Origin of the sequence: Maricaulis sp., assembly GCF_034670125.1 — a bacterium.
Classification (GTDB): Bacteria; Pseudomonadota; Alphaproteobacteria; order Caulobacterales; family Maricaulaceae; genus Maricaulis.
Map to the genome: position 1 here is coordinate 148288 of NZ_JAXMOC010000002.1, position 25506 is coordinate 173793.

Sequence of the window (25506 nt, forward strand, 5' to 3'; positions counted from 1 at the left end):
GAAAGCACCATGAGCAAACCCAAATCCGAGACCGCACCTGTCGCCGTCAATCGGCGTGCCCGCTTTGACTACGAAATCGAGGAAACCTTCGAGGCCGGGTTGATGCTGATGGGCTCGGAGGTGAAATCCTTGCGCGAGGGTCGCGCCAATATCGCCGAGAGCTATGTCAGCGCCGAGCGTGAAGGGTTGTGGCTGATCAATGCTGACATCCCGCCCTACGGACCGGCCAACCGCTTCAATCACGAGCCCAAGCGGCACCGCAAACTCCTGCTCAAGGCCAAGGAAATCGCCAGGCTGACAGGCGCTTCGACCCAGCAGGGGCGGACGATTGTTGCATTGCGGCTGTATTTCAATGGTCGGGGCCTCGCCAAGCTCCAGATCGGTCTGGCGACCGGCAAGAAAACGGTCGACAAGCGCCAGACGATCAAGGACCGCGAGTGGAACAAGCAGAAGTCCCGCCTGATGAAGAATTACGGCTGACCTGCGGGGTCGGGCTCGATCAGACGCTGGCCGGCGTCTCGACCGCAAACCGTTCGCGATAGGCCTGCGGGGTCACGCCGAGCAGCCGCGCGAAGGATCGCCGCATGCGCTCGTCATTGCCGAATCCGGTCTGGCTGGCCACGGTCTTGATCGAGACATTGGGATTTTCCAGCATCGCCCGGGCCGCATCGACCCGGAATTGCTCAACCGCTCGGGCCGGTGTCATGCCGGTGTCGTCGGTATAGAGGCGGGCAAAATTGCGCGGGCTCATGCCGGATCGTTCGGCCAGCGATTCCACCTTGAGGTCGGCGACCAGATTGTCCTTCATCCAGAAATGCAGGGCGTCGAACCGTCCGGTGGCCGAGCGTTTCTGTTGCTTCAGCGCTTCTGAGAACTGTGACTGGCCGCCGGGGCGTTTGACATAAACCAGGAGCGACCGGGCCAGCTCGAGCGCCAGCTCACGGCCATGATCGCGCTCGACCATCGCCAGGGCGAGATCAATCCCGGCGGTGACCCCGGCAGAGGTCCAGACCCGACCATCCTCGATGAAGATGGGGTCCGGGTCGACCTCGGTGTCCGGGCAGTCCTCGGCCAGGCGGTCGCAATGGCGCCAATGGGTGACGGCGCGCTTGCCCTTGAGCAATCCGGCGGCTCCCAGCAGGAAGGCGCCGGTGCAGGTCGAGGCGATGCGTCCGCTTTTTTCAGCGGCCTTCTGGATCGCCTGGACGAGCCGGGCATCACGACACGCCGTGAAGACACCGCCGCCGCCGGCAATCATCAGTGTGTCCTGCTCGTCCAATCCGATGCCCGCGAGGCGGCGGGTGTTGAGAAGGACCCCGGCGTCGGTTTCGACCGGGCCGCCGTAGTAGGAGGCAATGGGGGTCGAGTAGGCGGTCCGGCCCAGAAAGGTGTTGGCGTCCTCGAACACCTGCAGGGGCCCCGTGACGTCCAGCAGCTTGACGCCGGGGAAGGTCACAAAGGCGACACAGCGCTCGATTTGTTCAGGATTGGCAGAAAAGGGGAGCATGTGGTCATTTATGCCATGTGTGTGCCGGGATATCCAGCGGGTTCAGTGGGAAAAGCAGGGAAAGGCTGACCCGATGATCCTGACGTTGGAAAATGTCATCAATGAGACGTGCCCCTGGTCTGGCAGACCGGTCTCTGCCGGCGCGCTGATGTGGTATCGCGGCGCCGTTGTGGGCTTCTGCAATCCGGGGTGTCGCGACAAGTTCGAGGCGGCGGTGAGCCTGTTCGAGCGCTGCCGGGTCGAAGCGCCATCAGATACTGCCAATCCGACGGATGCCTGACGCCCGCAAGTCGCCGCAAAGTCGCCTGTTAGGGGATTTTATGCGGTCTGTACACACGTGGCAGGATATCAGGGCGCCGTGTCCAGCCAGGCCCGGATGTCGGCAAAGACCGCATCGAACATGGCTTCGGTGAGGCGGCCGGTATTGGTGTTGTAGCGGGAGCAATGATAGCTGTCGAACAGGCGCAGCGACCCGTTCGGACCGGCGATGTCGGCTGTCACGGCGTGCCCGAACTTGACCGTCTTGAGCGGCAGGCTCAGGGCCCGCAGCGTGTTGTCATGCGAGATCTTGCCCAGACACAAGACGGCCTTCAGGCGCGGCATCGCGGCGATGCGGCTGGTCAGGAAGGGGCGGCAGGCATTGGCCTCGGCGCCGACCGGTTTGTTCTCAGGCGGGACGCAACGCACCGCATTGGTGATCATCGCGTCGACCAGTTCGACACCGTCCTCGGCATGGCTGGCATAGGTGCCGCGCGAGAAGCCGAAGCGGTCGAGGGTGGCGTACAGCAGGTCGCCAGCCCAGTCGCCGGTAAAGGGGCGACCGGTCCGGTTGGCACCGCGCAGGCCCGGTGCGAGGCCGATGATCAGCAGGCGGGCCTGGTCCGACCCGAAGGACTCGACCGGGGCGTTGTGCCAGTCCGGATGGTCCGCCGCGGTCGCCTGCCGGAAGGCAACCAGTCGCGGACAGAGCGGGCAGTCCAAAGGGGCTTCGGGAGGGGCGCTCGTGGTCACGAGCCGGCCGCCGACCGACCGATCATCGCCCGCAAATCGTCCAGCTCGATGAAGGCGTCGGCCTCCCGCCGCAGATCATCGGAAATCATGGACGGGTTGGTTTTCAGCGAGGAAACGACCGAGATACGGGCGCCTTTGGCGCGGGCCGCCGCGAGGGCGTAGCGGAAATCGCCGTCGCCGGTGAACAGGATGATGTGGTCGAGATAGGTGGCGGCCTCGAGCATGTCGACGGCCAGCTCGATGTCCATGTCGCCCTTGATCCGGCGACGGCCATGGTCGTCCGTATACTCCTTGGCCGGCTTCGTGATCACCGAAAATCCGTTGTAGTTGAGCCAGTCGACCAGTGGCCGCAAAGGATTGTATTCCTCGTGCTCCAGCAGGGCGGTGTAGTAATTGGCGCGGATCAGCTTGCCGCGCTTGCGAAACTCGTCGAGAAGGCGTTTGAAATCGATATCGAAGTCGAGCGCCTTGGTGGTTGAGAACAGGTTGGCACCGTCGATGAAGAGGCCGATGCGCTCGTCCGGGTAAAAGGCCATGGGAATATCCTCGGGACAGTCTATGAATAGGGCAATGCAATCTGCCGCGATATATATCGCCCTCGGCGCCAATCTGCCACTGGGTGACTGGAGTCCGCGGCAGACCCTGGACCGCGCGCGACTTGCCCTTGGCGAGGCGGGACTGGCCATCATTTCCGCATCGTCTGACTGGCACAGTCCTGCCTGGCCCGATCCGGCTGAGCCACCTTACGTCAATGCCGTCGTCGCGATCGCTTCGGACCAGCCGGCCCGGACCATCCTCGATACGCTGCACGCGATCGAGGCAGCGTTCGGCCGGGCGCGGACGGTGCGCAATGCTCCGCGGCCGCTCGACCTTGACCTGATCGATTGCCGGGGCGAGCAAATCTCGGCGCCGGACGGCCTGACCGTGCCGCACCCGCGGGCGGTGACACGCGCTTTCGTCCTGTTGCCGCTTGCCGAGATTGCCCCGGACTGGACCGACCCGCTGAGCGGGCGTGGCATCGCCGATCTGATTGCCGCGCTGCCACAGGCGGATCGCAGCGCAACATACAAGCTGCAAGAGACCGGAAAACTCTCACCCCACAGCCTTGCTTTTGCAGGGCGAGGGGATTAGGTAACGCGGTTCCAAAACCTCTAGCGCTGGTTCAAGGAGTTCGCGCGCATGGCTCGCGTCACTGTCGAAGACTGCATTGAAAAAATTCCCAATCGTTTCCGCCTGGTTCTGATGGCGGCACACCGTGCCCGCAACATCTCGGCCGGCTCCGAGCTGACGATTGATCGCGACAATGACAAGAACCCTGTCGTTGCCCTCCGCGAGATCGCGGACGAAACGCTCGACATGGATGCGCTGAAGGACAGCCTGGTCAACGGTCTGCAGCGCGTGCTGCCGAGCGAGGACGAGGAAGACGCGGCCCGCGAAGAGCGTGGCCAGCAGCTCGAGGCCCTTCCGGCACCGCAGGTTCCGCTTGACGAAGCCGAGATGCTCAAGGCGCTCCAGAACGACCGGGACGGCGCGCCTGACGGCCGCCTCTAACGCGTCTTGACCTCCGGCGCGACGCCACCCGAACTGGACCCGTCGCCGCCCGCCATACCCAGCGCGGACGAGCTGATAGCGCGTATCCGTCGGTATTTCCCCAAAGTCGATGCCGACTTCGTTCGGCGCGCCTATGACTTTGCCGAGGAAGCCCACCGGCCGCAGCGCCGCCAGTCGGGCGAACCCTATTTTGCCCACGTGGCCCAGGTTGCGATGATCCTCGCCGACCTGCGCATGGACGTGGCGACGGTGTGCACCGGCCTGCTCCACGATACCGTCGAGGATACGCCGGCGACGCTGGAGGAGCTGACCGAGGCCTTTTCCGAGGAAGTCGCAGGCCTCGTCGATGGTGTGACCAAGCTCGGCCAGATGGAGTTGCGCTCCAAGCGGACAAAACAGGCCGAGAACCTGCAAAAGCTGGTCGTCGCCATCTCGGATGATGTCCGGGTGCTGATCGTCAAGCTGTGCGACCGTTTGCACAACATGCGGACGCTGGACGCGATTTCGCGCGCCGACAAGCGTGAGCGGATCGCGCTGGAGACGCTGGAAATCTATGCGCCGCTGGCACGACGCATCGGGATCAACCGGGTTTGTGTCGAACTCGAGGACCTGGCCTTCGAGCACGTCAATGCATCGGCCCATGAATCGATCAACACCCGACTGAAACGGTTGCGGGAAGCCCACGCCGAGGAAGTCTCGGTGGTCTCGAGCGCCATGATCGACAGCCTCGCGGAGGCGGGGATTGAAGGGCGGATTTTCGGGCGCGAGAAGCGGCCCTACTCGATCTGGCGCAAGCTTGAGCGCAAGGGGCTGACCTTTGAGGAAATCGCCGACATCTACGCCTTCCGGCTGATCGTCGACACGCCGGATGACTGCTATCGGGCTCTGGGTGTGATCCACCAGTCTTGGCGGTGTGTGCCGGAGCGGTTCCGCGACTTCATTTCCTTGCCCAAGCCGAACAATTATCGCTCCCTGCACACCACGGTGATGGGACCGAAGAATGTGCGCGTCGAGCTGCAGATCCGGACCGAGCAAATGGAGTCGGTGGCCGAGAGCGGCGTGGCGGCACACTGGCGCTACAAAAACTCCTCTTACACCTATGATGCCGATGCGGCCCAGGCGGCCGGTGGCGATCCGTTGGAGCGCCTGCGCCCCTTCGTGGAAATCCTCAATCAGGGCGGCGATCCGGAAGAGTTTCTCGAGCACGCCAAGCTCGAAATGTTCGCCGACCAGGTCTATTGCTTCACACCTGGCGGCGACCTGATTTCGTTGCCGGTCGGTGCCACGCCGCTGGACTTCGCCTATGCGGTCCATACCGAGCTGGGGCACACAACCGTCGCCGCCAAGATCAATGGTCGCGAGCGTCCGCTGCGCACCCAGTTGCGCAATGGCGATGTCGTCGCGATCGTGAAAGGTGGCGTCCGTCAGCCGCCGGCGGGGTGGGAAAACCTCGCTGTCACGGGTCGCGCCCGCGCGGCCATCCGCCGCCTGATCCGCGAGAGCGAGCGCGACGAATTTCATCGTATCGGCAAGATCATGGCCGAGCACGCTTTCCGCCGCGAGGGCCGGACGCTGATCGAGGCCGACCTCAAGGACGCCTTCGCGCGGCTGGAGGTCAAGGACGCCAACGAGATGTATGAAACCCTCGGCCGCGGGCGCATCTCCTCGGTCGACATGCTCAACGCGGCGTTCCCGGGACGTCTCGACGAGCGTCCGGATGTCGCCGGCCGGGATCTGATCCAGGATAGCAAGGCCCGGCTCTATGTGCGCGGGCGTGGCCTGACCCAGGGCGTGACGCTGCATTTCGCCGAGTGTTGCTCGCCGCTGCCCGGTGACCGCATTGTCGGCCTGTTGCGCAAGGACAAGGGCATAGAGATCCATACCATCGATTGCGAACGCCTCGCCCAGTACGAGGAAAACGCGATGGATGACTGGCTTGACCTGGCCTGGACCGCCGAGGCCGAAGGCAATGCCGTTTCGATCGCCCGCATCCAGGCCGTCATGCACAATGAACCGGGTGCCCTGGCCGAGATTGCCAAGACGGTGTCGGAGAACCGCGGCAATATCGCCAGCGTCACGACCCGAAATCGCGCCGCCGACTTCTTCGACATGGAATTCGACGTCGAAGTGTTTGATACCCGGCATCTGGCCAATATCCTGGCCGCCATCCGCATGTGTGAGACCGTCGTCTCTGCCGACCGGGCAAGGGCGGAAATCGAGGAGATCAAGGAAGAATGACACGCGACGAAGTCCTGGCCGAATTCCGGGCCGCCGGCGCCCTGCTCGAGGGCCATTTCATCCTCTCTTCCGGACTGCGCAGCGGCGTCTTCCTGCAAAAGGCGCGCGTCTTCTCTGAACCGGCCCGCACCGAGCGTCTGTGCAAGGCACTGGCGGCGAAGGTCCGCGCTGAGCTTGGCGATGCCCCGACCGTGATCGTCTCCCCGGCCACCGGCGGGATCGTGCCGGGCTATGAAATGGCCCGTCAGCTGGGGCTCAAAGGGCTCTATGTCGAGCGCGAGAATGGCGAGTTCACCCTGCGCCGCGGTTTCGAGCTGTCCAAGGATGACAAGGTGTTGGTGGTCGAGGACATCGTCTCGACCGGCCTGTCCTCGCGCGAATGCATCGAGGCCATCAACAAGACCGGCGCCACGGTCATCGCCGAGGCCTGTCTGGTGGATCGCTCGGGCGGCGAGGCCGATGTCGGCGTGCCGCTGATCGCCTTGACCGAGTACAAGGTCCCCGCCTACCCAGCAGACCAGCTGCCGCCGGAACTGGCGGCCATCCCGGCCATCAAGCCCGGGAGCCGGGGTCTGGCATGAGCATTCGTCTCGGCGTCAATATCGACCATGTAGCCACGATCCGGAATGCGCGCGGGGGCGAGCACCCCGATCCCGTGCGCGCCGCCCGTCAGGCCTCCGAGGCGGGCGCGGACGGGATTACCGCGCATCTGCGTGAAGACCGTCGCCACATCACCGACACCGATATCGACCGGCTGATGGCCGAAATCGACCTGCCGCTGAACCTGGAAATGGCGGCGACGCCGGAAATGCTCGACATCGCCCTGCGTCACAAGCCGCATGCGGTCTGCCTGGTGCCGGAAAAGCGCGAGGAACGCACCACCGAGGGCGGGCTCGACGTCGCCGCGGGTCACAACACGATCGCCCCCTATGTCCAGCAGCTGCGTGAGGGCGGCAGCCGCGTCTCGCTCTTCATCGAGCCGGACCCGGTCCAGATTGCCGTTGCCGAAGCCATGGGCGCGGCGGTCGTGGAACTGCATACCGGCGCCTATTGCGAGGCTTTCCTTGCGGGCGACACCGCCAAGGTCGAGCATCATCTCAAACGCCTGCAGAGTGCCGCCACGGTGGCCCATGAGCGCGGCCTGGAAGTCCATGCCGGTCACGGCCTGACCTATGACACCGTCAAGCCGATCGCCGCCATTCCCGAAGTGATCGAGCTCAATATCGGCCACTTCCTGATCGGTGAGGCGATTTTCCGGGGTCTGCGTGAAGCGGTCGGAACGATGCGCGGGCTGATTGAGGAAGCGCGGGCATGATCATCGGCCTTGGCTCCGATCTGATGGATATCCGGCGTATCGAGAAATCGATCGATCGCTTTGGTGACCGTTTCATCCAGCGCGTCTTCACCGAGATCGAGCAGGCCAAGTCCGACAGGCGCCGCATGCGCGCTGCCAGCTATGCCAAGCGCTTTGCGGCCAAGGAGGCCGGTGCCAAGGCGCTCGGAACCGGGATTGCGCGTGGGGTGTCCTGGAAGGAAATCGGTGTGGTCAATCTGCCTGGCGGCAAACCGACGCTGGAATTCAAGGGCCGGGCCCTGGAGCGTGCCCTGGCGCTGACGCCGCCCGGTCACGAGCCGGTCGCCCATATCACCATCACCGACGATCATCCCTGGGCCCAGGCGTTTGTCGTGCTGGAAGCGCGGCCGATCGGCCATCATTTCGACGGGCTCGCCCATGGCTGATCCGATCGCAGAGCTTGAAGCCCGTATTGGCTATGTCTTTACCGACAAGAGCCTGATCGAGCGCGCCCTGACCCATGGCAGTTTCGCCGAGGGTCGCAAGACCATCCCCACCTATGAACGTCTGGAATTCCTCGGCGACCGGGTGCTCGGCCTGATGACGGCGGAAGCGCTGTTCAAGTCCTTCGACAAGGCCGATGAGGGCGCGCTGGCGCCGCGGCTCAATTCGATGGTGCGCAAGGAAACCTGCGCCGATGTCGCCCGCGCCGTCGATCTCGGTGCGGCGCTGCGGATCGGCAAGTCGGAAGAGAAGGGCGGTGGTCGCAACAAGACCTCCATTCTCGGCGATGCCTGCGAGTCGCTGATGGCTGCGCTTTATCTCGATGGTGGCCGCGCGGCGGTCCAGGCCTTCTTTGACCATCATTGGGGGCCACGTATCGAGGCGCTCAAGGCCAAGCCGCTGGACGCCAAGTCGGCGCTGCAGGAATGGGCAGCCAGGACAGGTCGCGGTGTTCCGCGCTATGAACTCACCGAACGTTCCGGCCCGGATCACCGGCCGGTCTTCACCGTGCAGGTCACGGTCACACCCCTTGCGCCCGCTGTGGGCGAGGGCGGTTCCAAGCAGGTCGCCGAACGGGCCGCCGCCGAGGAATTGCTGAAACGCGAAGGACAGCATGTCTGATACTCCCAAACGCTGCGGCTTTGCCGCGGTTATCGGTTCGCCCAATGCCGGCAAGTCGACCCTCGTCAACGCCCTGGTCGGCGAGAAGGTCACCATCGTCACCCACAAGGTGCAGACGACCCGCTTCGCCGTGCGCGGCGTGGCGCTGGCTGGCGAAACCCAGATCGTCCTCGTCGACACGCCCGGCGTGTTCGCGCCCAAGACGCGGCTGGACAAGTCGATGGTTGCGGCGGCCTGGTCCGGTGCCGGCGAGGCCGACACCATCATGCATGTCGTCGATGCCGGTGCCCGCGCCCGGATGGAACATGGCGGCGCCAAAAGCGGCGACAGCCGCATGGTCGAGGATGATGACCGGGTCACCGAAGGCCTGAAGAAGTCCGAGCAAAAGGCGATCCTGGTCCTCAACAAGGTCGACCTGATGCCGCGTGACCAGCTTCTGGCCATGTCACAGGCGCTCTACGAGACCGGCGTCTACTCCGAGGTCTTCATGATCTCGGCCAAGACCGGGTCGGGCGTTCCGCAGCTGCGTGAGTTCATCGCCGGTCTGATGCCGGAAGGCGTCTGGCATTATCCCGCCGACCAGGTCGCCGACCTGCCGGCCCGCATCCTCGCTGCCGAAATCACACGCGAGAAAGTCTATCTGCGCCTGCACGAGGAACTGCCTTACGCCTCGATGGTTGAGACCGAGGTCTGGAAGAAACTGCGCGATGGCTCCCTGCGCATCGAACAATCCATCATCGTCGAGCGCGAGACCCAAAAGCCCATCGTGCTGGGCAAGGGCGGCAGTGCCGTCAAATCGATCGGCGAAGCCTCCCGCAAGGAGCTGGAAGAGGTGCTGGGCTGCAAGGTCCACCTATTTCTCAATGTGAAGGTCGACGCCAAATGGATGGCGCGGCGGTCGCACTACAAGGATGTGGGTCTGGATTTCGACGTTTAGGGCTCACGCTGATCCCCCCTCATCCGCGCTGCGCGCACCTTCTCCCCGGGGAGAAGGAAGACGGTCCCTCTCCCATGGGAGAGGGTGGCCCGCAGGGCCGGGTGAGGGGGAAATCACGGTGTCCCCGGACCAAGACTCACCTACAACCACCCCATGGAATGGCGTGATCAGGGCATAGTGCTGGCGGTGCGGCCGCCGCTAGAGACTGCTCAACACGCTGCGCGCCGCGACCTGCGCATCGGCAACGCATTGCGCTCGCTCGTGGGCGCGCTGACCTGCCGCCTCAGGCAAATGATCGATTTCCTCGAGCTGGTATCGCATGACGTAGAGTGTCTCGACCTGTTGCGCTTCGTCCTGCCAGGGACCGCCTTGGTAGTGATGGACGAGAAAGTCTTCGAGTGCTTGCTGACTGAACGATGAAGGTGGTGACGTCGCGACGAACTGTTCGAGGTGGTACTTCAGGGCAAGGCGCAAACTTTGCTCCGGACTAAAATCAGGAACGCCGATCTCTCGCATGGCCCGGCGGAAAACCGTCTGGTAGTCGCACCAGGTCGGCCGAGGTTCATGTGAAGCGGCTAGCTCCAAAAGGCTGTCTGATGACAACCCTTGTTGTATCCATCCGCATGCGAGGCTGACGGCTGTTTCGGGAGATAGACAACCGATTTTCTCGAAAGCGGAGGCTTCGGTAGGGGAAAGTCTCGGTTTCACAGGCGATTCCAAGGATAGCTTTGCAAGTTGTACTGGGATGGGACGCGCGCCACAACAAGACTGGGATGGGACGCGCGCCACAACAAGGGTGTGCCAGCCGAACAAGACTCACCTACAACCACCCCATGGAATGGCGTGATCAGGGCATAGTGCTGGCGGTGCGGCCGCATGGCGAGACGTCGGCGATTGTCGAGGTTTTGACGGCCGGGCAGGGGCGTCATGCCGGGCTTGTACGCGGCGGGCGGTCGCGGTCGATGCGGCCGATCCTGCAACCAGGCAACCAGATAACCGTCAATTGGCGCGCCCGCCTGTCGGAACATCTCGGCATGTTCCAGATCGAGGCGGATGATCTCACTGCCGGCATGGTGATGGAGGACCGCACCGCTCTGGCCGGCCTCAACGCCGCCTGCGCGATTGCCGTCATGGCCCTGCCCGAACGCGAAGCCCATCCGCGCGTGCATGAGGGCTTCCAGCTCTTGCTGGGCGCTTTCGACAATCCCGATATCTGGCCGGCGCTGTATGTGCGCTGGGAGGCGGGCCTGTTGTCAGACCTCGGCTATGGGCTCGACATGTCGGCCTGTGCCGTCACCGGCGTCACCGAGGACTTGACCCATATCTCGCCGCGCACCGGCCGCGCCGTCTGCCGCGAGGAAGCCGCCCCCTACGCCCCCAAACTCCTCGAACTCCCGCCCTTCATGGCCGGCTCGGGCAAGATCGCCGAGGGCGATATCGCGCGTGGCCTCGCCCTGACCGGCTATTTCCTGGAACGCCGCGTGCTTTGGCCGATCGACAAGCAATTGCCGGAAGCGCGCGGACGCTTGATGGCGGAGCTGGAGCGGGTGGGACGGTTATGAGGAGCAGCAAACGATGAAAACTTGGGTGTACATGCTAGCCGGCATTGGAAGCATTTTTGGAGTGTTTCAGGTGTCCAGCGCGGTTTGGCTGTTCCCTGTCGCAACCGTTGGGACACTTTGGGGCGCTTATTGGCTGTTTGGCTGGTGGGATGAGTTTGGCAAGCTTGCTCGAGGCGTCATTCTGATTGGGTGTCTCGCTTTTACCGCGACGATGAACGCTGGACTCGAAGACCTTGACTGGCCTTTGAATGTTATTGCTGCCGGCTGTGTCCTTGTTTCTGGAGGATTGGTGGGGCACCAGCCGCGAGTCAGGAAATTCCTGTCAAAATTTTCGAGGTTTCGACCGGGCCGATGAGTTCGAGGTCTGGTGCGCTGGTCTCCATTTACGAAACGGCGTGGACGCGGCGAGGGCGGTAGAACCGCATACTGCTTGAGTAGCCCGAGAGTCGACCCTGGCCCCTCGTGTGGAGCCAAGATCTCTTGATTTTTCCGGCAAAATAAAGCAGACAGTAGCTACTCGATGAGGTGGGAACAGCCACCCCATACACCTGCAAAGGTAGAGGCTTCGAGCCGAGAGGTCGCGGTTGGCAACGCGCTCGAGTACGATAGGGGCCGCGCTCAGCGCGGCCTTTATAGTATGCGGAGATGGCCAGCCATCCGGTAGCGTTGAATATTCGCGTCCGAGATTGCATAGGCACTGCGAAGATTATAGGTCCCGTACCGGTTTCTACGGATGCCAATTGCGATCAGGACAGCTCGGTCTTTGTCATGAATTTTGCGGAACAGGTAGAAATTGTCGGCTTGTCCCGGCTTCTGGCCGACATAGGCCGGGTCTTCGATAACCCGGCTCAGATTGGGTAGCACGGTCAAATAGTCATTTGGATGGTCGAGGGCGATGTGCCGGTGTGCGGCTTTGCTGACCCATAAGTCAGCATCTTCGAGCTCGGTGCCAAGCGTCTGATTTATCCGCTTTGTTTTCAGGAGGCCAATGCGGCGGGCTTTATAGTTCATTGTGCCTTGCGCTTGTGCAATGGCACAGCGTTAAGATGCGGATATGACAAAGTCCACTGTTGTCCCGCACGCTCATTCCCCACAGCTAATCCTGCGTCCGGACCCTGCCTTGCCCGCCAGCCCTGCCTATACTGACCCAAACGCGAATCAGTCAGGTGGGCTTCATGGGCGATCATTTTGATCCCGACGGCGGGCATATCATCGAGGAGACATTCAACGAGGCGCTGTCGCGGCGATACCTCGCCTATGCGCTCTCGACGATCACCCAGCGGGCCTTGCCCGATGCCCGCGATGGCCTGAAACCGGTCCACCGGCGCCTTCTCTACGCCATGCGCGAGCTGAAGCTGAACCCGGACCAGGCGTTCAAGAAATCGGCCCGTGTCGTCGGTGACGTGATCGGTAAATACCACCCGCATGGCGACCAGTCGGTCTATGAGGCACTGGTCCGCCTGGCCCAGGACTTTGCCTCGCGCTATCCGCTGGTCGAAGGGCAGGGCAATTTCGGCAATATTGACGGCGATGGCGCGGCCGCCATGCGATATACCGAAGCCCGCCTGACCAAGGCGGCGGAGCTCCTTCTGCAGGATATCGACCAGGGCACGGTTGATTTCGAGGAGACCTATGACGGCTCCGAGCGTGAGCCGCTGGTCCTGCCGGGTGCCTTTCCCAACCTGCTCGCCAATGGCTCGACCGGGATTGCTGTCGGCATGGCGACCTCGGTGCCGCCGCACAATGTCGCCGAGATCTGCGCCGCCGCGATGACGCTGATCGACCATCCGGAGACCGAAACTGAAGCCCTGCTGAAACATATCAAGGGCCCGGACCTGCCGACCGGTGGCACGATTGTCGAACCACCCGAAGCCATTCGTTCAGCCTATGAGACCGGGCGTGGCGGGTTCCGGGTGCGGGCCAAATGGGAAAAGGAAGATATCGGCCGTGGCATGTGGCGCATTGTCGTCACCGAAATTCCGTATCTGGTGCAAAAATCCAAGCTGGTCGAACGCATCGCCCAGTTGATGGATGCCAAGAAACTGCCGCTTCTGGACGACGTGCTCGACGAGAGTACCGAGGATATCCGCCTGGTGCTGGAACCGAAGTCCAAGCTGGTCGACCCGGACATGCTGATGGAAAGCCTGTTCAAGCTGACCGATCTGGAGACCCGGGTCTCGTTGAACCTCAATGTGCTGGACCCCAGAGGCGTGCCGCGCGTGATGGGTCTGCGCGAAGTGCTGCAAATCTGGCTGGAACATCGCCGCGAGGTCGCCGTGCGGCGGGCGACGACACGCTTGGCCAAGGTCGAGGACCGGCTGGAAGTGCTGGCCGGTTATCTCATCGTCTATGCCGATCTCGATGAGGTGATCCGCATCATCCGTTTCGAGGATGAGCCCAAGGCCAAGCTGATGGCGCATTTCGAGCTGACCGAGCGTCAGGCCGAGGCCATCCTCAACATGCGCCTGCGCGCCTTGCGCAAGCTGGAAGAGCTGGAAATCCGCAAGGAGGATGAAAACCTCCGCGCCGAGCGCAAGACGTTGAAGGAGCTGATCGGGTCAACGGCGCTGCAGTGGGACAAGGTGCGCGGCGAGGTTAAAAGTCTGGGCGAGATCTATGCCGAGACCACGCCATTGGGCAAGCGCCGCACCGTCTTCGACAAGGCCCCCGACATTTCCGGCGAAGCGCCGATCGAGGCCTTTGTCGTGCGCGAACCGATCACCGCGGTGCTGTCGGAGCGCGGCTGGGTACGGGCGCTGAAAGGCCATATCAACGACGTCACCGAGCTGAAGTTCAAGGAAGGCGACAAGTCCGCTTTCGCGGTGAAATGCGAGACCACCGACCGGCTGTTGATGTTCGCGACGGATGGCAAATTCTACACGCTGGAAGCCTCCAAGCTTCCCGGCGGCCGCGGTCATGGTGAGCCGGTGCGCCTGCATGTCGATCTGCCTGATGATGCCGCGCCGATCGGTCTGTTCAAATTCGATCCCGAACGGACGCTGCTGGTGGCGTCGGACGGTAATTCCGGTTTCCGCATCCAGGAGAAGGATTGTCTGGCCCTGAAGAAGGGCGGCAAGCAGATCCTCAACCTGGCAGAGGGTGACGAGGCCTTCCTGTGTATCCCGGCGACCGGCGACCGCGTCGCGCTGATCGGCGAGAACAAGAAGCTCCTGGTCTTTGAACTGGAGGAAATTCCGGTCATGAGCCGCGGCAAGGGCGTCAAGCTGCTCGGCGGCAAGGGGGCCAAGCTGGCGGACGCCACCGTCTTCAACGCCGAGGACGGGCTGACCTGGCTGGACGGTGCCGGACGGCGGTTCAGCCTGGATGACTGGCTGTTGTGGACAGCCAAGCGGGCCCAGGCCGGCAAGATGGCGCCGCGTGGATTCCCGCGTTCGCTCCGTTTCTCGCCGCGCGGTTCGGAATTCCTCGCTTCACAGGCGAAGGCAGAATAGTTAGTGATTTGACCGTGCATCGCCCGGCGGGGTGATGCCGCAGCTCGAAATTTGCCCCTCAAGGAGAGACAGGCATGGATACCGGCCTCATTCTATTGCTCGTGATCATCGCCCTCGGCGTGTTCCTGGTCATGGTCTACAACCGGCTTGTCGCCCTGCGGCAGACCTGCAACCAGGCGTGGGGCGATATCGATGTCCAGCTGAAGCAGCGCCATGATCTGGTGCCCAATCTGGTCAGCACGGTCCAGGGCTATGCCAGTCACGAGAAAGAGACGCTGGAAAACGTCATCAAGGCGCGCCAGACCGCGATTGATGCGACCTCGGTGAAAGACCTGGCCGGCGCCGAGAACATGCTCTCCGGCGCGCTGCGCCAACTGTTCGCCCTGTCGGAAGCCTATCCCGACCTGAAGGCCAACCAGAACTTCATGCAGCTGCAGGCCGAACTGTCCGATCTGGAAAACAAGATCGCCGCTGCCCGCCGCTTCTTCAACAATGCGGTCAACGAGTACAACACCTCGACCGAGCAATTCCCGGCTGTCGTCATTGCCAATTCGATGGGCTTCAAGCAGCGCGAATATTTCGAAGTCGGCGAAGCCGAGCGTGCCGCCCCGAAGGTGCAGTTCTAGGTCATGTTGGGCGGCGCGACAGGGCTCCGCACCCATATCTGGAACAACAATCTGCGCTCGGTCTTTCTGCTGGCGGCCTTTCCGGTCTTGCTGGTCGCCATCGGATATGCGCTGACCCTCCTGATGACCGGCTTCGGCGACCCGTCCCATACCCAGTCGGGCAAGGACGGGGGCGGGATGGACTTCCTGACCTCGGAAGCCTCGCGACTGCCCATGATCGCGGCCTGGTCGTTGGGTATCGCGGCCATCTGGTTTGTCATCGCCTGGTTCTTTCACCAGTCGATGATCAATGCCGCCACAGGGGCGCGGCCGGTTGACCGCAAGGCCGAGCCGGAACTCTACAATCTGCTGGAAAACCTGTGCATCTCGCGCGGGCTGACCATGCCGAAACTGGCGGTTATCGAGACCGGCGCACTCAACGCCTACGCCTCGGGTGTGCGCGAGGGGCAATATACCGTCACCGTGACCCGCGGTCTGATGCAGCGTCTCGACAAGGCAGAGCTGGAAGCCGTGCTGGCGCACGAGCTCTCGCATATCCGCCATCATGATGTGCGGCTGCTGGTGATCTCCATCATCTTTGTCGGCATTATCTCCTTTGTCGCCGAGATCATGTTTCGCCGCATGTTCTGGATGGGCATGCGCGCGGGTGGGGACCGGCGTTCCGGCGGACGCGGCGGCGGCCTGGTCATCGTGATCGCCATTGCCATCATCGCCGTGGCCTATTTTCTGGCCATCATGATCCGCTTTTCGCTGTCGCGCCGGCGCGAATACATGGCCGATGCCGGCGCCGTCGAGCTGACCCGCAATCCTGACGCCATGATCTCGGCGCTAGAGAAGATTTCCGGGAACTCCGACATCGAGGACTCACCGGACGAAGTCCGCGAGATGTTCATCGAGAACCCGAAATCCGGCTTCATGGGCGTGTTCGCGACCCACCCGCCAATCGAGAAACGCATCGAGATGCTGGTCGAGCATGCCGGCGGAAAACGCCGCGCCCGCGGGAGCGGCGTGCCGGAGGTTTGAGCACGGATCGAGGGCTTGACCATTGTCCTTGTCATCCCCGCTGAATGTCCGGCGAAGGCCGGACGCAAGGCGGGAACCTCGATGTGGCCGAGAGCTTGGTCCCGGACTTGTGCCCCGTTTCCGCGGGGCGTCCATCCGGGATGACAAGGCTTTGGGTGGCTTGGGCTTGTGGACCGCCGGTTGTGGCGGGCAATCGAAACGGAACGGAACGGAACGGAACGGAGGAACCCCATGAAACACCTTGTCCGGACAGCGGCGCTTGCGGCTCTGACAGGCCTGGCAGCCTGCTCCACCCCTGGATACCGAACGCTGAATCCATCTTGCCTGAGCCTCGACGGGCAGCCCAAATACCAGCGCGACGGGCATCAGGACACGACCTATGTGATCGCGAGGCTGGCAGGTCACTCGGACGAGGAGGCGGCCCGTCTCGCCTTTTTCAATCAGGCAGCTGACGATCTGGCTTTGCGTTATGCAGCGCCGGAGGTCAGCGTGTGGGGATTGTTCGGGGCTTGGGGCTACCGGCATCGTATCAACGCCGTTCTGCATTCCCTTCACGGCGGCGACCGGGACGCCGTTGCCCAGCGGCGAGCTGACCTTGCGGCCATGGTCGAGGCGCGAGTCAGGTCAACCGACAGAGTGGACTGGCAGACCGGCTTTTTGATCCACGCGCTGGGTGACAGCTACGCGCACACCAATCCGGCCGGCGAGGCCTATGGCGAGCTTTACGGGCACGTGTTTGACGGTCATGAGCCGGACCTCGTCGGTAATCGCCGCGAGCTGTACATCACCTATATCGAGGCGTTGTTCGACGCGCTGGAGCTGTATACCGCGAGTGATCGCGATGCTCTGGCCCGGCTGAAACGCGAACTGCGCGCTCTGCCTGAGGGAGATGTCGATGCGCATCGAGCGGCCATCCAGGCGTCCAGAACCCTGAGGTCTTCGCGGCGACGGCTTGATTGTGACGCTTTGGCGCGTACCCTGGACATGGGTGACGTGAACCGTTTCCTGCGGGAGGTCGAAGCCGAATTGGAGAGGGGCGCCCCGGTGGGTTAGAGGCGTTTGACCGGCAGGCAACCTGACTGCGCCAGCGTATAGAACAGCACAGCCTGGATCGCGAACGTGATGTATCCCGTTGGCAGGTCAAAGCTGCCATTGCCGATAATGGTCAGCCATCCGCTGATGTGAAGAGCCAGGTCAAGGCAGGCGGTCAGCACGATCCAGCGTGACCGGCGCACTGCCAGCGCAAGGGCCGCGGCCAACACCAGCACTCGCAGTGGCGGTGCCAGCGAGGCCCACAATGGGGTGGATTGAAGAATATATTGCGCATTCGCGGGTTCAGGCGTGAGATGGTACTGACCCGCCAGTACCAGAGCGATCTGAAGTGAGAAAAAGGCTGGAATTGTCAGGAGCGCGAGCAGGATCCCGACGATGAGCCGACGATTTTTCAGCATTCATGCCCTGTCTGTTGCCACTCGGGCCAACGCGTTGGTGTTCCAACCCCAAATCGGTGGGGACCGAACGGTATCCTAGAACAACCTCATCGTGAGGGGAATGCGGGAATCGGCAAACAGGAGGCTCAGGAGGGTGTGCTGTCCTGGTCATCACGGGCTGACTGGTCCTCACCTGCATCGAGACCGCGCTCCGCCGCCCCTGTACCGGCGCCGGCCCCGACGACTTCCATCCCGTCCGCACCCGCTTTTCCATCCTCATCCTCGTCCAGCAATCCCGCATAGCTCTCGCGGAAGATGAACCAGACCGAGGTGAAAAGCGCGGCAATGACCGGGCCGATGATGATGCCGACGGCGCCGAACAGGGTCAGCCCGCCCAGGGTCGAGATCAGCACCATCAGGTCGGACATCTTGGCGTCCTTGCCGACCAGGATGGGGCGCAGGATGTTGTCGGAAGTGGAGACCACGATGGCGCCCCAGGCGGCCAGGCCGGCCGCGGCGACGGGGTGACCGGTTGCGGCCAGCCAGATTGCCGCGGGGACCCAGATCAGCGGTGGTCCGATCATCGGGATGATCGAGAGCAGGGCGGCGATGGCGGCCCAGAAGATCGCACCCGGCACGCCAGCCACGAACAGGCCCACCCCGGTCAGCCCACCCTGCACCAGGGCGATCAGGAATGAGCCCTTCACCGTGGCGCGGATGGTGGACAGCGCCCGCTCGGCCAGCAGCTCGCGGGATTCCACCGTCATCGGGAGCAAGGAGACAGCGGACCGCGCCGCATTGCGTCCCGTCATCAGGAAGAAGAACAGCGCGTAGACGAGAATGAAAAAGTTCAGCGTCGCCACCAGGAAACCGCCTGTGCCGGCCCGCAAGGAGCCGACCAGCATCCGGCCGACCGAACCGGCCAGATTGCCGATCTGGGCGGTCAGCGTCGCCTGGTATTCGATCATCTCGTCACGGAAGGGCAGCCAGTCCGGCAGGCCATCCAGGCCATTGGTCCGGATCTCGGTGACCTGCGACTGGACCCAGGGGGTGACCATGCCGGTCACGTCGATCGCCTGTTCGGCTACCAGTCCCAGCAGGATGGCCGCCGGAATGACGAAGGCCAGGACGGCTCCGGTGACCAGAAGGCCGGCGGCGAGACCGCGGCGCTTGCCCAGTTTTCCGCTGAGCCAGTCATGGGGTTTGGCGAGGAAGAGCGTGATCACGCCGGCCAGGAAGAGGGCGGCGAGGTAGTCGCGGATCATCCACAGGAAGATGCCGGAGATGATCAGGGCCAGTGCGGCGATGAAGGCGCGTTGCAGTTCCAGCTTGCGTGGCGGGCTCATGGGGTGGGCCTCCTAGCCGTACAGCCATTCGGGCAGACCGGTTGCCAGCCACGGGAAGATGGCGACCGCGATGATGGCCAGTATCTGGATGATCACAAACGGGATGGCACCGCGATAGATGTCCGTAGTCCGGACAGTCTTGGGGGCCACGCCGCGCAAATAGAACAGGGCGAAGCCGAAGGGCGGTGTCAGGAAGCTGGTCTGCAGGTTCATCGCCATCAGGACGCCCAGCCAGACCGGGTCGACGCCCATCATCAACAGGATCGGCGCGACGATCGGGACCACCACGAAGGTAATTTCGATGAAGTCCAGGAAAAAGCCGAGGATGAACATCACCAGCATGACCACGGCGACGGCGCCGAACACGCCGCCCGGAACGGCGTTCAAGGCCGCCGCGACCGTATCGTCGCCGCCGAGTTCGCGGAAGATCAGGGAGAAGAGGGACGCGCCGATCAGGATCACGAAGACCATGGCCGAGATCATCGCCGTCGAGCCCATCACCTGGTCAAGCACACCGGATCGTTTCAGGCGGATCAGGCTCCAACCGGCGCCCAACAGGGTGATGACCACCAACGCCCCGGTCAACACGCCGCCGAGGGTACCAAGGTCTGTGACATAGAGGCGGCGTTCAGCGCCGATATTGGCAAAGACGACGAGGGCGATCAGGCCCAGCAGCGCGGCAAGACCCAAATAGCTGACCAATTGACCGAGCCGGGGATTGCCGCTGTGGCCGGCATTGCGGGCACCGGCAATGAAAGTCGCACCGACCGCGCCGACACCGGCCGCTTCGGTCGGCGTCGCCAGGCCCGTCAGGATCGAGCCGAGCACACCGATGATCAGGGCCAGGGGGGGCAGCAGGGCATGCAACAGTCCGGCGAGGGTGACCTTGCCCTCTGCCGGGGCGGCCGGAGCGCTGTCCGGCTTCACGATCGCCATGACGATCTGATAGCCGATATAGAGCGAAACCAGCAGCATTCCCGGGATCAGGGCACCGGCGAACAGGTCGCCAACCGAAACGATGTCCGGCGAGAATATTCCCTGCGAACGCTGTGCTTCCTGGTAGGCGTTGGAAATCTGGTCGCCGAGCAGGACCAGCACGATGGAGGGCGGGATGATCTGTCCCAGCGTGCCGGACGCGGCGATTGTCCCCGTTGCCAGTGCCGGGTCATAACCGCGCTTGAGCATGGTGGGCAGGGACAGAAGTCCCATGGTCACCACAGTGGCTCCGACGATACCGGTCGAGGCGGCGAGCAGGCCGCCGACAATGACGACCGATATGCCCAATCCGCCACGCATCGAGCCGAACAGGGCGCCCATTGCCTCAAGCAGCTCCTCGGCGATCTTTGACTTCTCGAGCATCACACCCATGAAGACGAAGAGGGGGACGGCGACCAGGATCGACCGGTCGGTCTCCATCAGATTACCGTATATGCGCTGCGGGAAAGCTCGGAAATGGATCGGGTCAAAGACACCGATCGCCATGCCGATCAACGCGAACGCCAGGGCCACACCGGCAAGGGTGAAGGCAACCGGATAGCCGCGCAAAAGCGCGGCAAAGGCGGCGAGGAACATCAGGAAGGGGAGGAGTTCAAGGAAGAGTGTCATGGCTCAGAGCTCCCCCTCCGCTGACGCGGGAAGGGCCGGTGCAGCTTGCCCGGCCAAAGTCGCCGCTGCCCGGGCAGCCATCGAAAACCCTTGCAGGATCATCAAGATGGCAAAGAGCGGTATGGCGGTTTTCAACAGAAAGACAAAGGCCAGGCCGTCGCTTTCGCGCGAGCTTTCCAGGATGCGCCAGGTAGAGCTGAGATAGCCGGTCGAGGACCACAGGATGAGCAGGCTCATCGGTATCAGCGCAAGGTAGGTGCCCAGCAGGTCGACCCAGGCGCGTCCGCGTTCGCTCATCTTGGCGTAGAACACATCGACCCGGACATGGCCGCCATGAAGCAGGGCGCTGCCCGATGAGAGCAGGAACAACAGGGCGTGCATGTAGATCACGCTCTCGGCCAGCTTGGTCGAGGCATAGCCGAACACGTAGCGCTGGATGACAATGATCGCTGTGGCGACCACCAGTCCCAGGGCAAACCAGCGGGCGGCGCCGGCGATGGTTTCGGTGATGGCGTCGATCCGCGTCACGATGGCACCCAGCAGGCTCCAGGTCTGCGATGGAAGCGGCAGGAAACGGCCGGTCAGGCCACTGACCAGGGGGACAAGCAGGACGGGTGAGATCCACAAGCCCAGCTGAGCCAATCGCCTCCCGGCGGTCAGCGCCAGGCCGGGGAGCCGCTCATCAAGCAAGGCTCCCAGCCTGCCGTCACTCACCAGGTCGGCAAGAAGAAGGCCGAGCGACAGCAGCACGACCGACAGAAGCAGCCCGTCACCCTTGCGCATGCCTATCGTCCCAGAACGCGTTCGCGTTGGACCATGTAGGGCATTTCGGAGATCCGGCCCCAGCCACGCATGGAGTCGCGGGTTGCGAGATAGCTGTCATAGACACGTCGGGTGAAGGCGTCGGCATTGCCGGTATCGGCGACGACCTGCTCGGCGATCTCGCCGGTCCGGCTCCAGATTTCGTCGGAGAACTGGCGTTGCTCGATGCCATGCTCATTGACCAGTACATCCAGGGCGATGCCGTTTTGATACTGGAATTCGGCAATCGACAGGTTGTTGGCCGCCTGGCAGGCGGTCGCGATGATGGCCTGGTGGTCGCTGGCCAGCCCATCCCAGACCGTCTTGTTCATGCCGACAGCCAGGGCCGAGCCGGGCTCGTGGAAACCCGGACCATAGTAGAACGGGGCTTCGCGATAGAAGCCGAAGGCGAGATCATTCCAGGGGCCGACCCATTCGGTCCCGTCGATGGCACCGGACTGCAGGGCCGGATAGATTTCGCCGCCCGACAGGGTCACCGCTGCGCCGCCGAGTTCGCGCAGCACATTGCCGCCAAGGCCCGGAATGCGCATACGCAGGCCGCGGAAGTCCTCCAGCGAATTGATTTCGCGCTTGAACCATCCGCCCATCTGGTGGCCGGTATTGCCGGCCTGAAAGGGCTTGATGTTGAACTGGCCGGACAACTCGTCCCACAGCGCCTGACCGCCACCGGCCTCGACCCAGCCCATGATCTCATAGGCGGTCATGCCCATTGGCACGGCGGTGAAGAAGTTGAAAGCGGGAGACTTGCCCTGCCAGTAATACTCGGCGCCATGATACATGTCGGCCGTACCTTCGGAGACCGCGTCAAAGGCCTCGAATGCCGAGACAATCTCGCCGGCGGCGTAGACCCGGACGTCCAGCGAACCGCCGGACATGCGGTTGATATAGTCGGCGACATTGTTGGCGGCCGTGCCCAGTCCCGGGAAGTTGGCCGGCCAGGTCGTCACCATCCGCAGTCGGGTCACGCCGCGATTGATGTTCGGGGCCACCGGGGCGCCGGACGTATCCTGGCCGGTTTCCCCGCAAGCTGTGGCAACCGTGGCAGCAGCGACAGCGCCGCCGCTGATGAATGTGCGTCGATCCATGTTCAACTCCCCCGCAGTTTCGCCGCGCGTGTTCGCTCAGTCGAAACCGTCTTGTTCGTCTTCGATATCATGGTTAGCGAGTTCGGCATGTGGCTGCCAGCCCGAGGGCGTCAGAACTTGCAGCGGTTGGTACTGTGCCTTGTAGCTCATCTTGCGGCTCTGACGCACCCAATAGCCCAGATACACGAAAGGCAGGCCGGCGAGTTCGGCTTGGCGGACGGCGTCCAGAATGAGGTACGCGCCGAGGCTGCGGCGCTCCCAGTCCGGATCGAAATAGCTGTAGATGAGCGACAGGCCGTCCTTGAGGACATCGGTCAGGGCGGCGGCCCGAAGCACACCGTCGCTGTCACGATATTCTGCGACATGGGTACGCTGGGCGCCTTCCTCGACCATCATCACATACTCGCCGAACGACATGCCCGCCATGTCGCCATCGCCATGGCGACTGTCGAGATAGCGCGAGAGGAGGTCGAACTGTTCCATCGTCGCGGTCTGGGCGTCGATCGAGACATGAAGATCGCGATTGCGGCGGGTGATCTTGCGCCAGCGCCGTTTCCAGTCAAAGGATTCGGCGTCGATGCGCACCGACTTGCAGGCGTCACAGGCTTCGCAAGCCGGGCGGTAGAGTACCCCTTGGGACCGGCGGAAACCGGCATGGGTCAGCGCGTCATTGAGCGCGGGTCCTTCGCCGATATCGATACGGGTGAAGACCTTGCGCTCATACCGGCCCGGCAGATAGGGACACGGCGCCGAGGCCGTGAGGAAAAACGGTATCTGCTTGGTCGCGAAGGGGTGTGTCACGCCTGCTGCCTTCTGTCGCGCCGGAATCCGCGGGTCAGCCCGGTCATCTCAATCAGGCCAGTCCGAATGCGTATTGCAGGCTGACATAGACCGTGTACGCAATCCAGAACAGAACCACCATTGGCGCACCCGCCCGCAGATAATCGGCGAAGCGATAATGTCCGGGGCCCATCACCAGCAGATTGGTCTGATAGCCGATCGGTGTTGCGAAACAGGTGTTCGCGGCGAGCAGAACAGTCATCGCAAACAGCGTCGGGTCAGCCCCCATCTGGTTCGCGGCTCCCACCGCGATCGGTGTGAACAGGATGGCCGTGGCGCTGTTGGACAGGACGTTGGTGAGGATCGCGACAAGCAGGAAAAGCGCCGACATCAGAACGATGGGCCCGAACGGCGCAAATACCGAGACGACGCCGGTCGCCAGCAGGTCGGCGCCGCCGGTGACCTGCAGCGCCGTGCCCAGTGAAATCGCCGATCCGATCAGCAGGTAGACACGCATGTCGAATGCCCGTGCCGCCTGCCGCGTGTTGAGACAACCCGCGACGATCATCCCCACTGCGCCCAGGAAAGAGGCAAGGATGATCGGCAGAATGCCGGTCGCGGCGGTCACCACGACCCCGCCAAAGATGAGTCGGGCGAGGTTGGCTCGGCGGGGATCGGCCAGTGACGTGGTCGCCCACTCCATAACCAGCAGGTCCCGGTCAGCACGCAGGCCGCGCAGGGAGGAGGAGGCGCCAACCAGAAGCAGGGTGTCGCCGGCTTCCAGCCGAATCTCGCCCATGCGCGAGCGGATCATCCGCGAGCGGCGCTGGATGCCCAGCACCACACAACCCGTGGCATGCCGGAATCCGATTTGGGCAATCGTCCGACCAATGACCCGGGATCCGGGCGCGACCACAGCCTCGGCCATCACCAGGTTCTCGCCGGGCGTGGGGCTCTCGCCGGGGCCTGACGCTTCCAGCATGCCGCGCATGAAATCGGCCCGTTTGGCGAGCAGATTGGTCAGGGTCTGGCGGGTCGCGGCGACAATAACCAGATCACCCGTCTTCAATTCGATCTGGTCGAAGGGCGGCAGAAGGGCGTGTTCGCCGCGCTGGATCATGCGCACGGTCATGTCCGGCAGGTCGACAAACATGCCGGCGACCGGTTTTTTTCCGACCAGCGGGTGATCGCTCGTGACTTCAAGCTGAGCGATGTATTGCTTGCCACCGGCCCCGGCGATCTCGCTCTCCATCGAGGCCCGGTCGGGCAGGAGATGGGGCAGGATGAAGATGATGTAGACAATGCCCACGGCGGCCAGAAACAGGCCGGGAATGGTGGGGGTGAAAAAGCCGAGCTGTTCGCCGGTCACATTCAGCAAGGTATCGGCGACCAGCAGGTTGGTGGACGAGCCGATCAGCGTCGTCATGCCCGCGAGGATGCAGATATAGCTCAGCGGGATCATCAGCTTGGACGGGCTTTTCTCCATCCGTTTTGCAATCGCCACCAGAATCGGCACGAACATCACCACAACCGGCGTGTTGTTGATGAAGGCGCTGATCACGAAGACGAAGGCGAACATCCCGACCAGGGTCATTTTCGGATGCTGGTCGTAGGATTCCAACAGGCGCTGGGTCGGGCCTTCCATGGCGCCGGTCTGGAATATGCCCTGACCGACAATCAGCAGGCAAAGAATGGTGATCAGCGCCGGATTGGCAAAACCGGCCAGCAGGTCCGCTGTGGTGGGGTTGCTCGTTTCGAGCGGAAACAGATGGAAGAATGCCATCAGGACCGCAACGATCGAGGCCGACACGATCTCGATCGGCACGCGGTCCCAGACATAAAAGACAATCGCCAGCGTCAGACCGCCGAGAATTGCCCACATTTGCCACACATCAAGTGATGCTGATTCAATCATCGCAAATTTCAGGAAGCCGTGGATCCGATGTATCCGCCACAAAAAGCTAGCATGCGGTTGGCCGGCTTGCGAAGCCTTTCATGATCCTCTCCGCACACTCGCGTGCGACAGCGCGGAATGCCTTTTGGTTGACCTGAGGACAACGCAGGGATTTGGGTGTCTTCTGGCCCTTGAAAATAACCAGTTGGTTAAATAAC

Annotated in this window: 27 protein-coding genes; 15 read left to right on the top strand and 12 right to left on the bottom strand. The window is 63.0% G+C overall.

Going from position 1 to position 25506, the window contains the following annotated elements; translation table 11 throughout:
* The first annotated feature begins 9 nt into the window (after positions 1-9).
* On the top strand, positions 10-480 hold the full coding sequence (smpB, locus tag VOI18_RS04000; protein WP_011643521.1) for an SsrA-binding protein SmpB: 471 nt from the start codon (positions 10-12) through the stop codon (positions 478-480).
* A gap of 19 nt (positions 481-499) precedes the next feature.
* Here the strand turns inward: smpB and VOI18_RS04005 are convergent, their stop codons facing one another.
* On the bottom strand, positions 500-1507 hold the full coding sequence (locus VOI18_RS04005) for a GlxA family transcriptional regulator (RefSeq protein WP_323761124.1): 1008 nt from the start codon (positions 1505-1507) through the stop codon (positions 500-502).
* Positions 1508-1580: 73 nt separating this feature from the next.
* On the opposite strand from VOI18_RS04005, the gene VOI18_RS04010 reads away from it, so the two are divergent.
* Positions 1581-1787 (top strand): glutathione S-transferase, encoded by a 207-nt coding sequence (locus VOI18_RS04010; protein WP_323761125.1) that lies wholly within the window; start codon positions 1581-1583, stop codon positions 1785-1787.
* Between the two features lie 68 nt (positions 1788-1855).
* Here the strand turns inward: VOI18_RS04010 and VOI18_RS04015 are convergent, their stop codons facing one another.
* Together VOI18_RS04015 and VOI18_RS04020 are read right to left on the bottom strand one after the other, a co-directional pair.
* Positions 1856-2518: a uracil-DNA glycosylase gene (locus VOI18_RS04015; protein ID WP_323761126.1), complete on the bottom strand. Its 663-nt coding sequence runs from the start codon at positions 2516-2518 to the stop codon at positions 1856-1858.
* On the bottom strand, positions 2515-3054 hold the full coding sequence (locus VOI18_RS04020) for an NYN domain-containing protein (RefSeq protein ID WP_323761127.1): 540 nt from the start codon (positions 3052-3054) through the stop codon (positions 2515-2517). Before VOI18_RS04020 ends, VOI18_RS04015 begins: the two co-directional genes overlap by 4 nt.
* A 34-nt stretch (positions 3055-3088) precedes the next feature.
* Between VOI18_RS04020 and folK the strand changes: the two genes are divergently transcribed.
* The 8 genes from folK to era are packed head-to-tail and all read left to right on the top strand — an operon-like array spanning position 3089 to position 9663.
* On the top strand, positions 3089-3649 hold the full coding sequence (gene folK / locus VOI18_RS04025; RefSeq protein ID WP_323761128.1) for a 2-amino-4-hydroxy-6-hydroxymethyldihydropteridine diphosphokinase: 561 nt from the start codon (positions 3089-3091) through the stop codon (positions 3647-3649).
* Positions 3650-3697: 48 nt separating this feature from the next.
* Positions 3698-4069 (top strand): DNA-directed RNA polymerase subunit omega, encoded by a 372-nt coding sequence (rpoZ, locus tag VOI18_RS04030; RefSeq protein WP_323761129.1) that lies wholly within the window; start codon positions 3698-3700, stop codon positions 4067-4069.
* Between the two features lie 6 nt (positions 4070-4075).
* The gene (locus VOI18_RS04035) at positions 4076-6307 is read left to right on the top strand and encodes a bifunctional (p)ppGpp synthetase/guanosine-3',5'-bis(diphosphate) 3'-pyrophosphohydrolase (protein ID WP_323761130.1); all 2232 of its coding nucleotides are present in this window, start codon (positions 4076-4078) and stop codon (positions 6305-6307) included.
* Positions 6304-6888 (top strand): orotate phosphoribosyltransferase, encoded by a 585-nt coding sequence (pyrE, locus tag VOI18_RS04040; protein WP_323761131.1) that lies wholly within the window; start codon positions 6304-6306, stop codon positions 6886-6888. Before VOI18_RS04035 ends, pyrE begins: the two co-directional genes overlap by 4 nt.
* Complete coding sequence (locus VOI18_RS04045; protein ID WP_323761132.1) at positions 6885-7622, top strand: pyridoxine 5'-phosphate synthase; 738 nt, start codon at positions 6885-6887, stop codon at positions 7620-7622. The genes pyrE and VOI18_RS04045 overlap by 4 nt, the downstream gene beginning before the upstream one ends.
* Positions 7619-8047 (top strand): holo-ACP synthase, encoded by a 429-nt coding sequence (gene acpS / locus VOI18_RS04050; RefSeq protein ID WP_323761133.1) that lies wholly within the window; start codon positions 7619-7621, stop codon positions 8045-8047. The genes VOI18_RS04045 and acpS overlap by 4 nt, the downstream gene beginning before the upstream one ends.
* Positions 8040-8726, top strand: a complete 687-nt coding sequence (gene rnc, locus VOI18_RS04055) for a ribonuclease III (RefSeq protein ID WP_323761134.1) — start codon at positions 8040-8042, stop codon at positions 8724-8726. The genes acpS and rnc overlap by 8 nt, the downstream gene beginning before the upstream one ends.
* A complete protein-coding gene (era, locus tag VOI18_RS04060) occupies positions 8719-9663 on the top strand; it encodes a GTPase Era (RefSeq protein ID WP_323761135.1) in 945 nt (314 codons plus the stop codon). The genes rnc and era overlap by 8 nt, the downstream gene beginning before the upstream one ends.
* Positions 9664-9861: 198 nt before the next feature.
* On the opposite strand, the gene VOI18_RS04065 is transcribed toward era, so the two are convergent.
* Positions 9862-10371: a hypothetical protein gene (locus VOI18_RS04065; protein ID WP_323761136.1), complete on the bottom strand. Its 510-nt coding sequence runs from the start codon at positions 10369-10371 to the stop codon at positions 9862-9864.
* Between the two features lie 125 nt (positions 10372-10496).
* Between VOI18_RS04065 and recO the strand changes: the two genes are divergently transcribed.
* Positions 10497-11225 (top strand): DNA repair protein RecO, encoded by a 729-nt coding sequence (gene recO, locus VOI18_RS04070; protein ID WP_323761137.1) that lies wholly within the window; start codon positions 10497-10499, stop codon positions 11223-11225.
* Positions 11226-11855: 630 nt separating this feature from the next.
* Here recO and VOI18_RS04075 read toward each other — a convergent pair.
* Positions 11856-12236, bottom strand: a complete 381-nt coding sequence (locus tag VOI18_RS04075; RefSeq protein ID WP_323761138.1) for a hypothetical protein — start codon at positions 12234-12236, stop codon at positions 11856-11858.
* 164 nt (positions 12237-12400) lie between these two features.
* Between VOI18_RS04075 and parC the strand changes: the two genes are divergently transcribed.
* The 4 genes from parC (at position 12401) to VOI18_RS04095 (ending at position 17379) form a co-directional block, all read left to right on the top strand.
* Entirely contained in the window at positions 12401-14677 is a 2277-nt protein-coding gene (parC, locus tag VOI18_RS04080; RefSeq protein ID WP_323761139.1) for a DNA topoisomerase IV subunit A, read from the top strand.
* 74 nt (positions 14678-14751) lie between these two features.
* Positions 14752-15303: a LemA family protein gene (locus VOI18_RS04085; RefSeq protein WP_323761140.1), complete on the top strand. Its 552-nt coding sequence runs from the start codon at positions 14752-14754 to the stop codon at positions 15301-15303.
* A gap of 3 nt (positions 15304-15306) precedes the next feature.
* On the top strand, positions 15307-16326 hold the full coding sequence (locus VOI18_RS04090) for a M48 family metallopeptidase (RefSeq protein WP_323761141.1): 1020 nt from the start codon (positions 15307-15309) through the stop codon (positions 16324-16326).
* Between the two features lie 231 nt (positions 16327-16557).
* Positions 16558-17379 carry a hypothetical protein gene (locus VOI18_RS04095; protein ID WP_323761142.1) on the top strand — a complete coding sequence of 274 codons (822 nt, stop codon included), beginning with the start codon at positions 16558-16560 and terminating at the stop codon, positions 17377-17379.
* Here the strand turns inward: VOI18_RS04095 and VOI18_RS04100 are convergent.
* The 7 genes from VOI18_RS04100 to VOI18_RS04130 all read right to left on the bottom strand — a co-directional run bounded on the left by VOI18_RS04100 (position 17376) and on the right by VOI18_RS04130 (position 25276).
* Positions 17376-17777: a hypothetical protein gene (locus VOI18_RS04100; RefSeq protein WP_323761143.1), complete on the bottom strand. Its 402-nt coding sequence runs from the start codon at positions 17775-17777 to the stop codon at positions 17376-17378. The two genes, VOI18_RS04095 and VOI18_RS04100, sit on opposite strands and share 4 nt — an antisense overlap.
* A gap of 125 nt (positions 17778-17902) precedes the next feature.
* Positions 17903-19102 (bottom strand): AI-2E family transporter, encoded by a 1200-nt coding sequence (locus tag VOI18_RS04105; protein WP_323761144.1) that lies wholly within the window; start codon positions 19100-19102, stop codon positions 17903-17905.
* Between the two features lie 12 nt (positions 19103-19114).
* On the bottom strand, positions 19115-20707 hold the full coding sequence (locus VOI18_RS04110; protein ID WP_323761145.1) for a TRAP transporter large permease: 1593 nt from the start codon (positions 20705-20707) through the stop codon (positions 19115-19117).
* Positions 20708-20710: 3 nt separating this feature from the next.
* A complete protein-coding gene (locus VOI18_RS04115; protein ID WP_323761146.1) occupies positions 20711-21490 on the bottom strand; it encodes a TRAP transporter small permease subunit in 780 nt (259 codons plus the stop codon).
* A gap of 2 nt (positions 21491-21492) precedes the next feature.
* Complete coding sequence (locus tag VOI18_RS04120) at positions 21493-22614, bottom strand: TRAP transporter substrate-binding protein (protein WP_323761147.1); 1122 nt, start codon at positions 22612-22614, stop codon at positions 21493-21495.
* 36 nt (positions 22615-22650) lie between these two features.
* On the bottom strand, positions 22651-23415 hold the full coding sequence (locus VOI18_RS04125) for an arginyltransferase (RefSeq protein WP_323761148.1): 765 nt from the start codon (positions 23413-23415) through the stop codon (positions 22651-22653).
* A gap of 52 nt (positions 23416-23467) precedes the next feature.
* The gene (locus VOI18_RS04130) at positions 23468-25276 is read right to left on the bottom strand and encodes an SLC13 family permease (protein ID WP_323761149.1); all 1809 of its coding nucleotides are present in this window, start codon (positions 25274-25276) and stop codon (positions 23468-23470) included.
* Positions 25277-25506 lie beyond the last annotated feature (230 nt).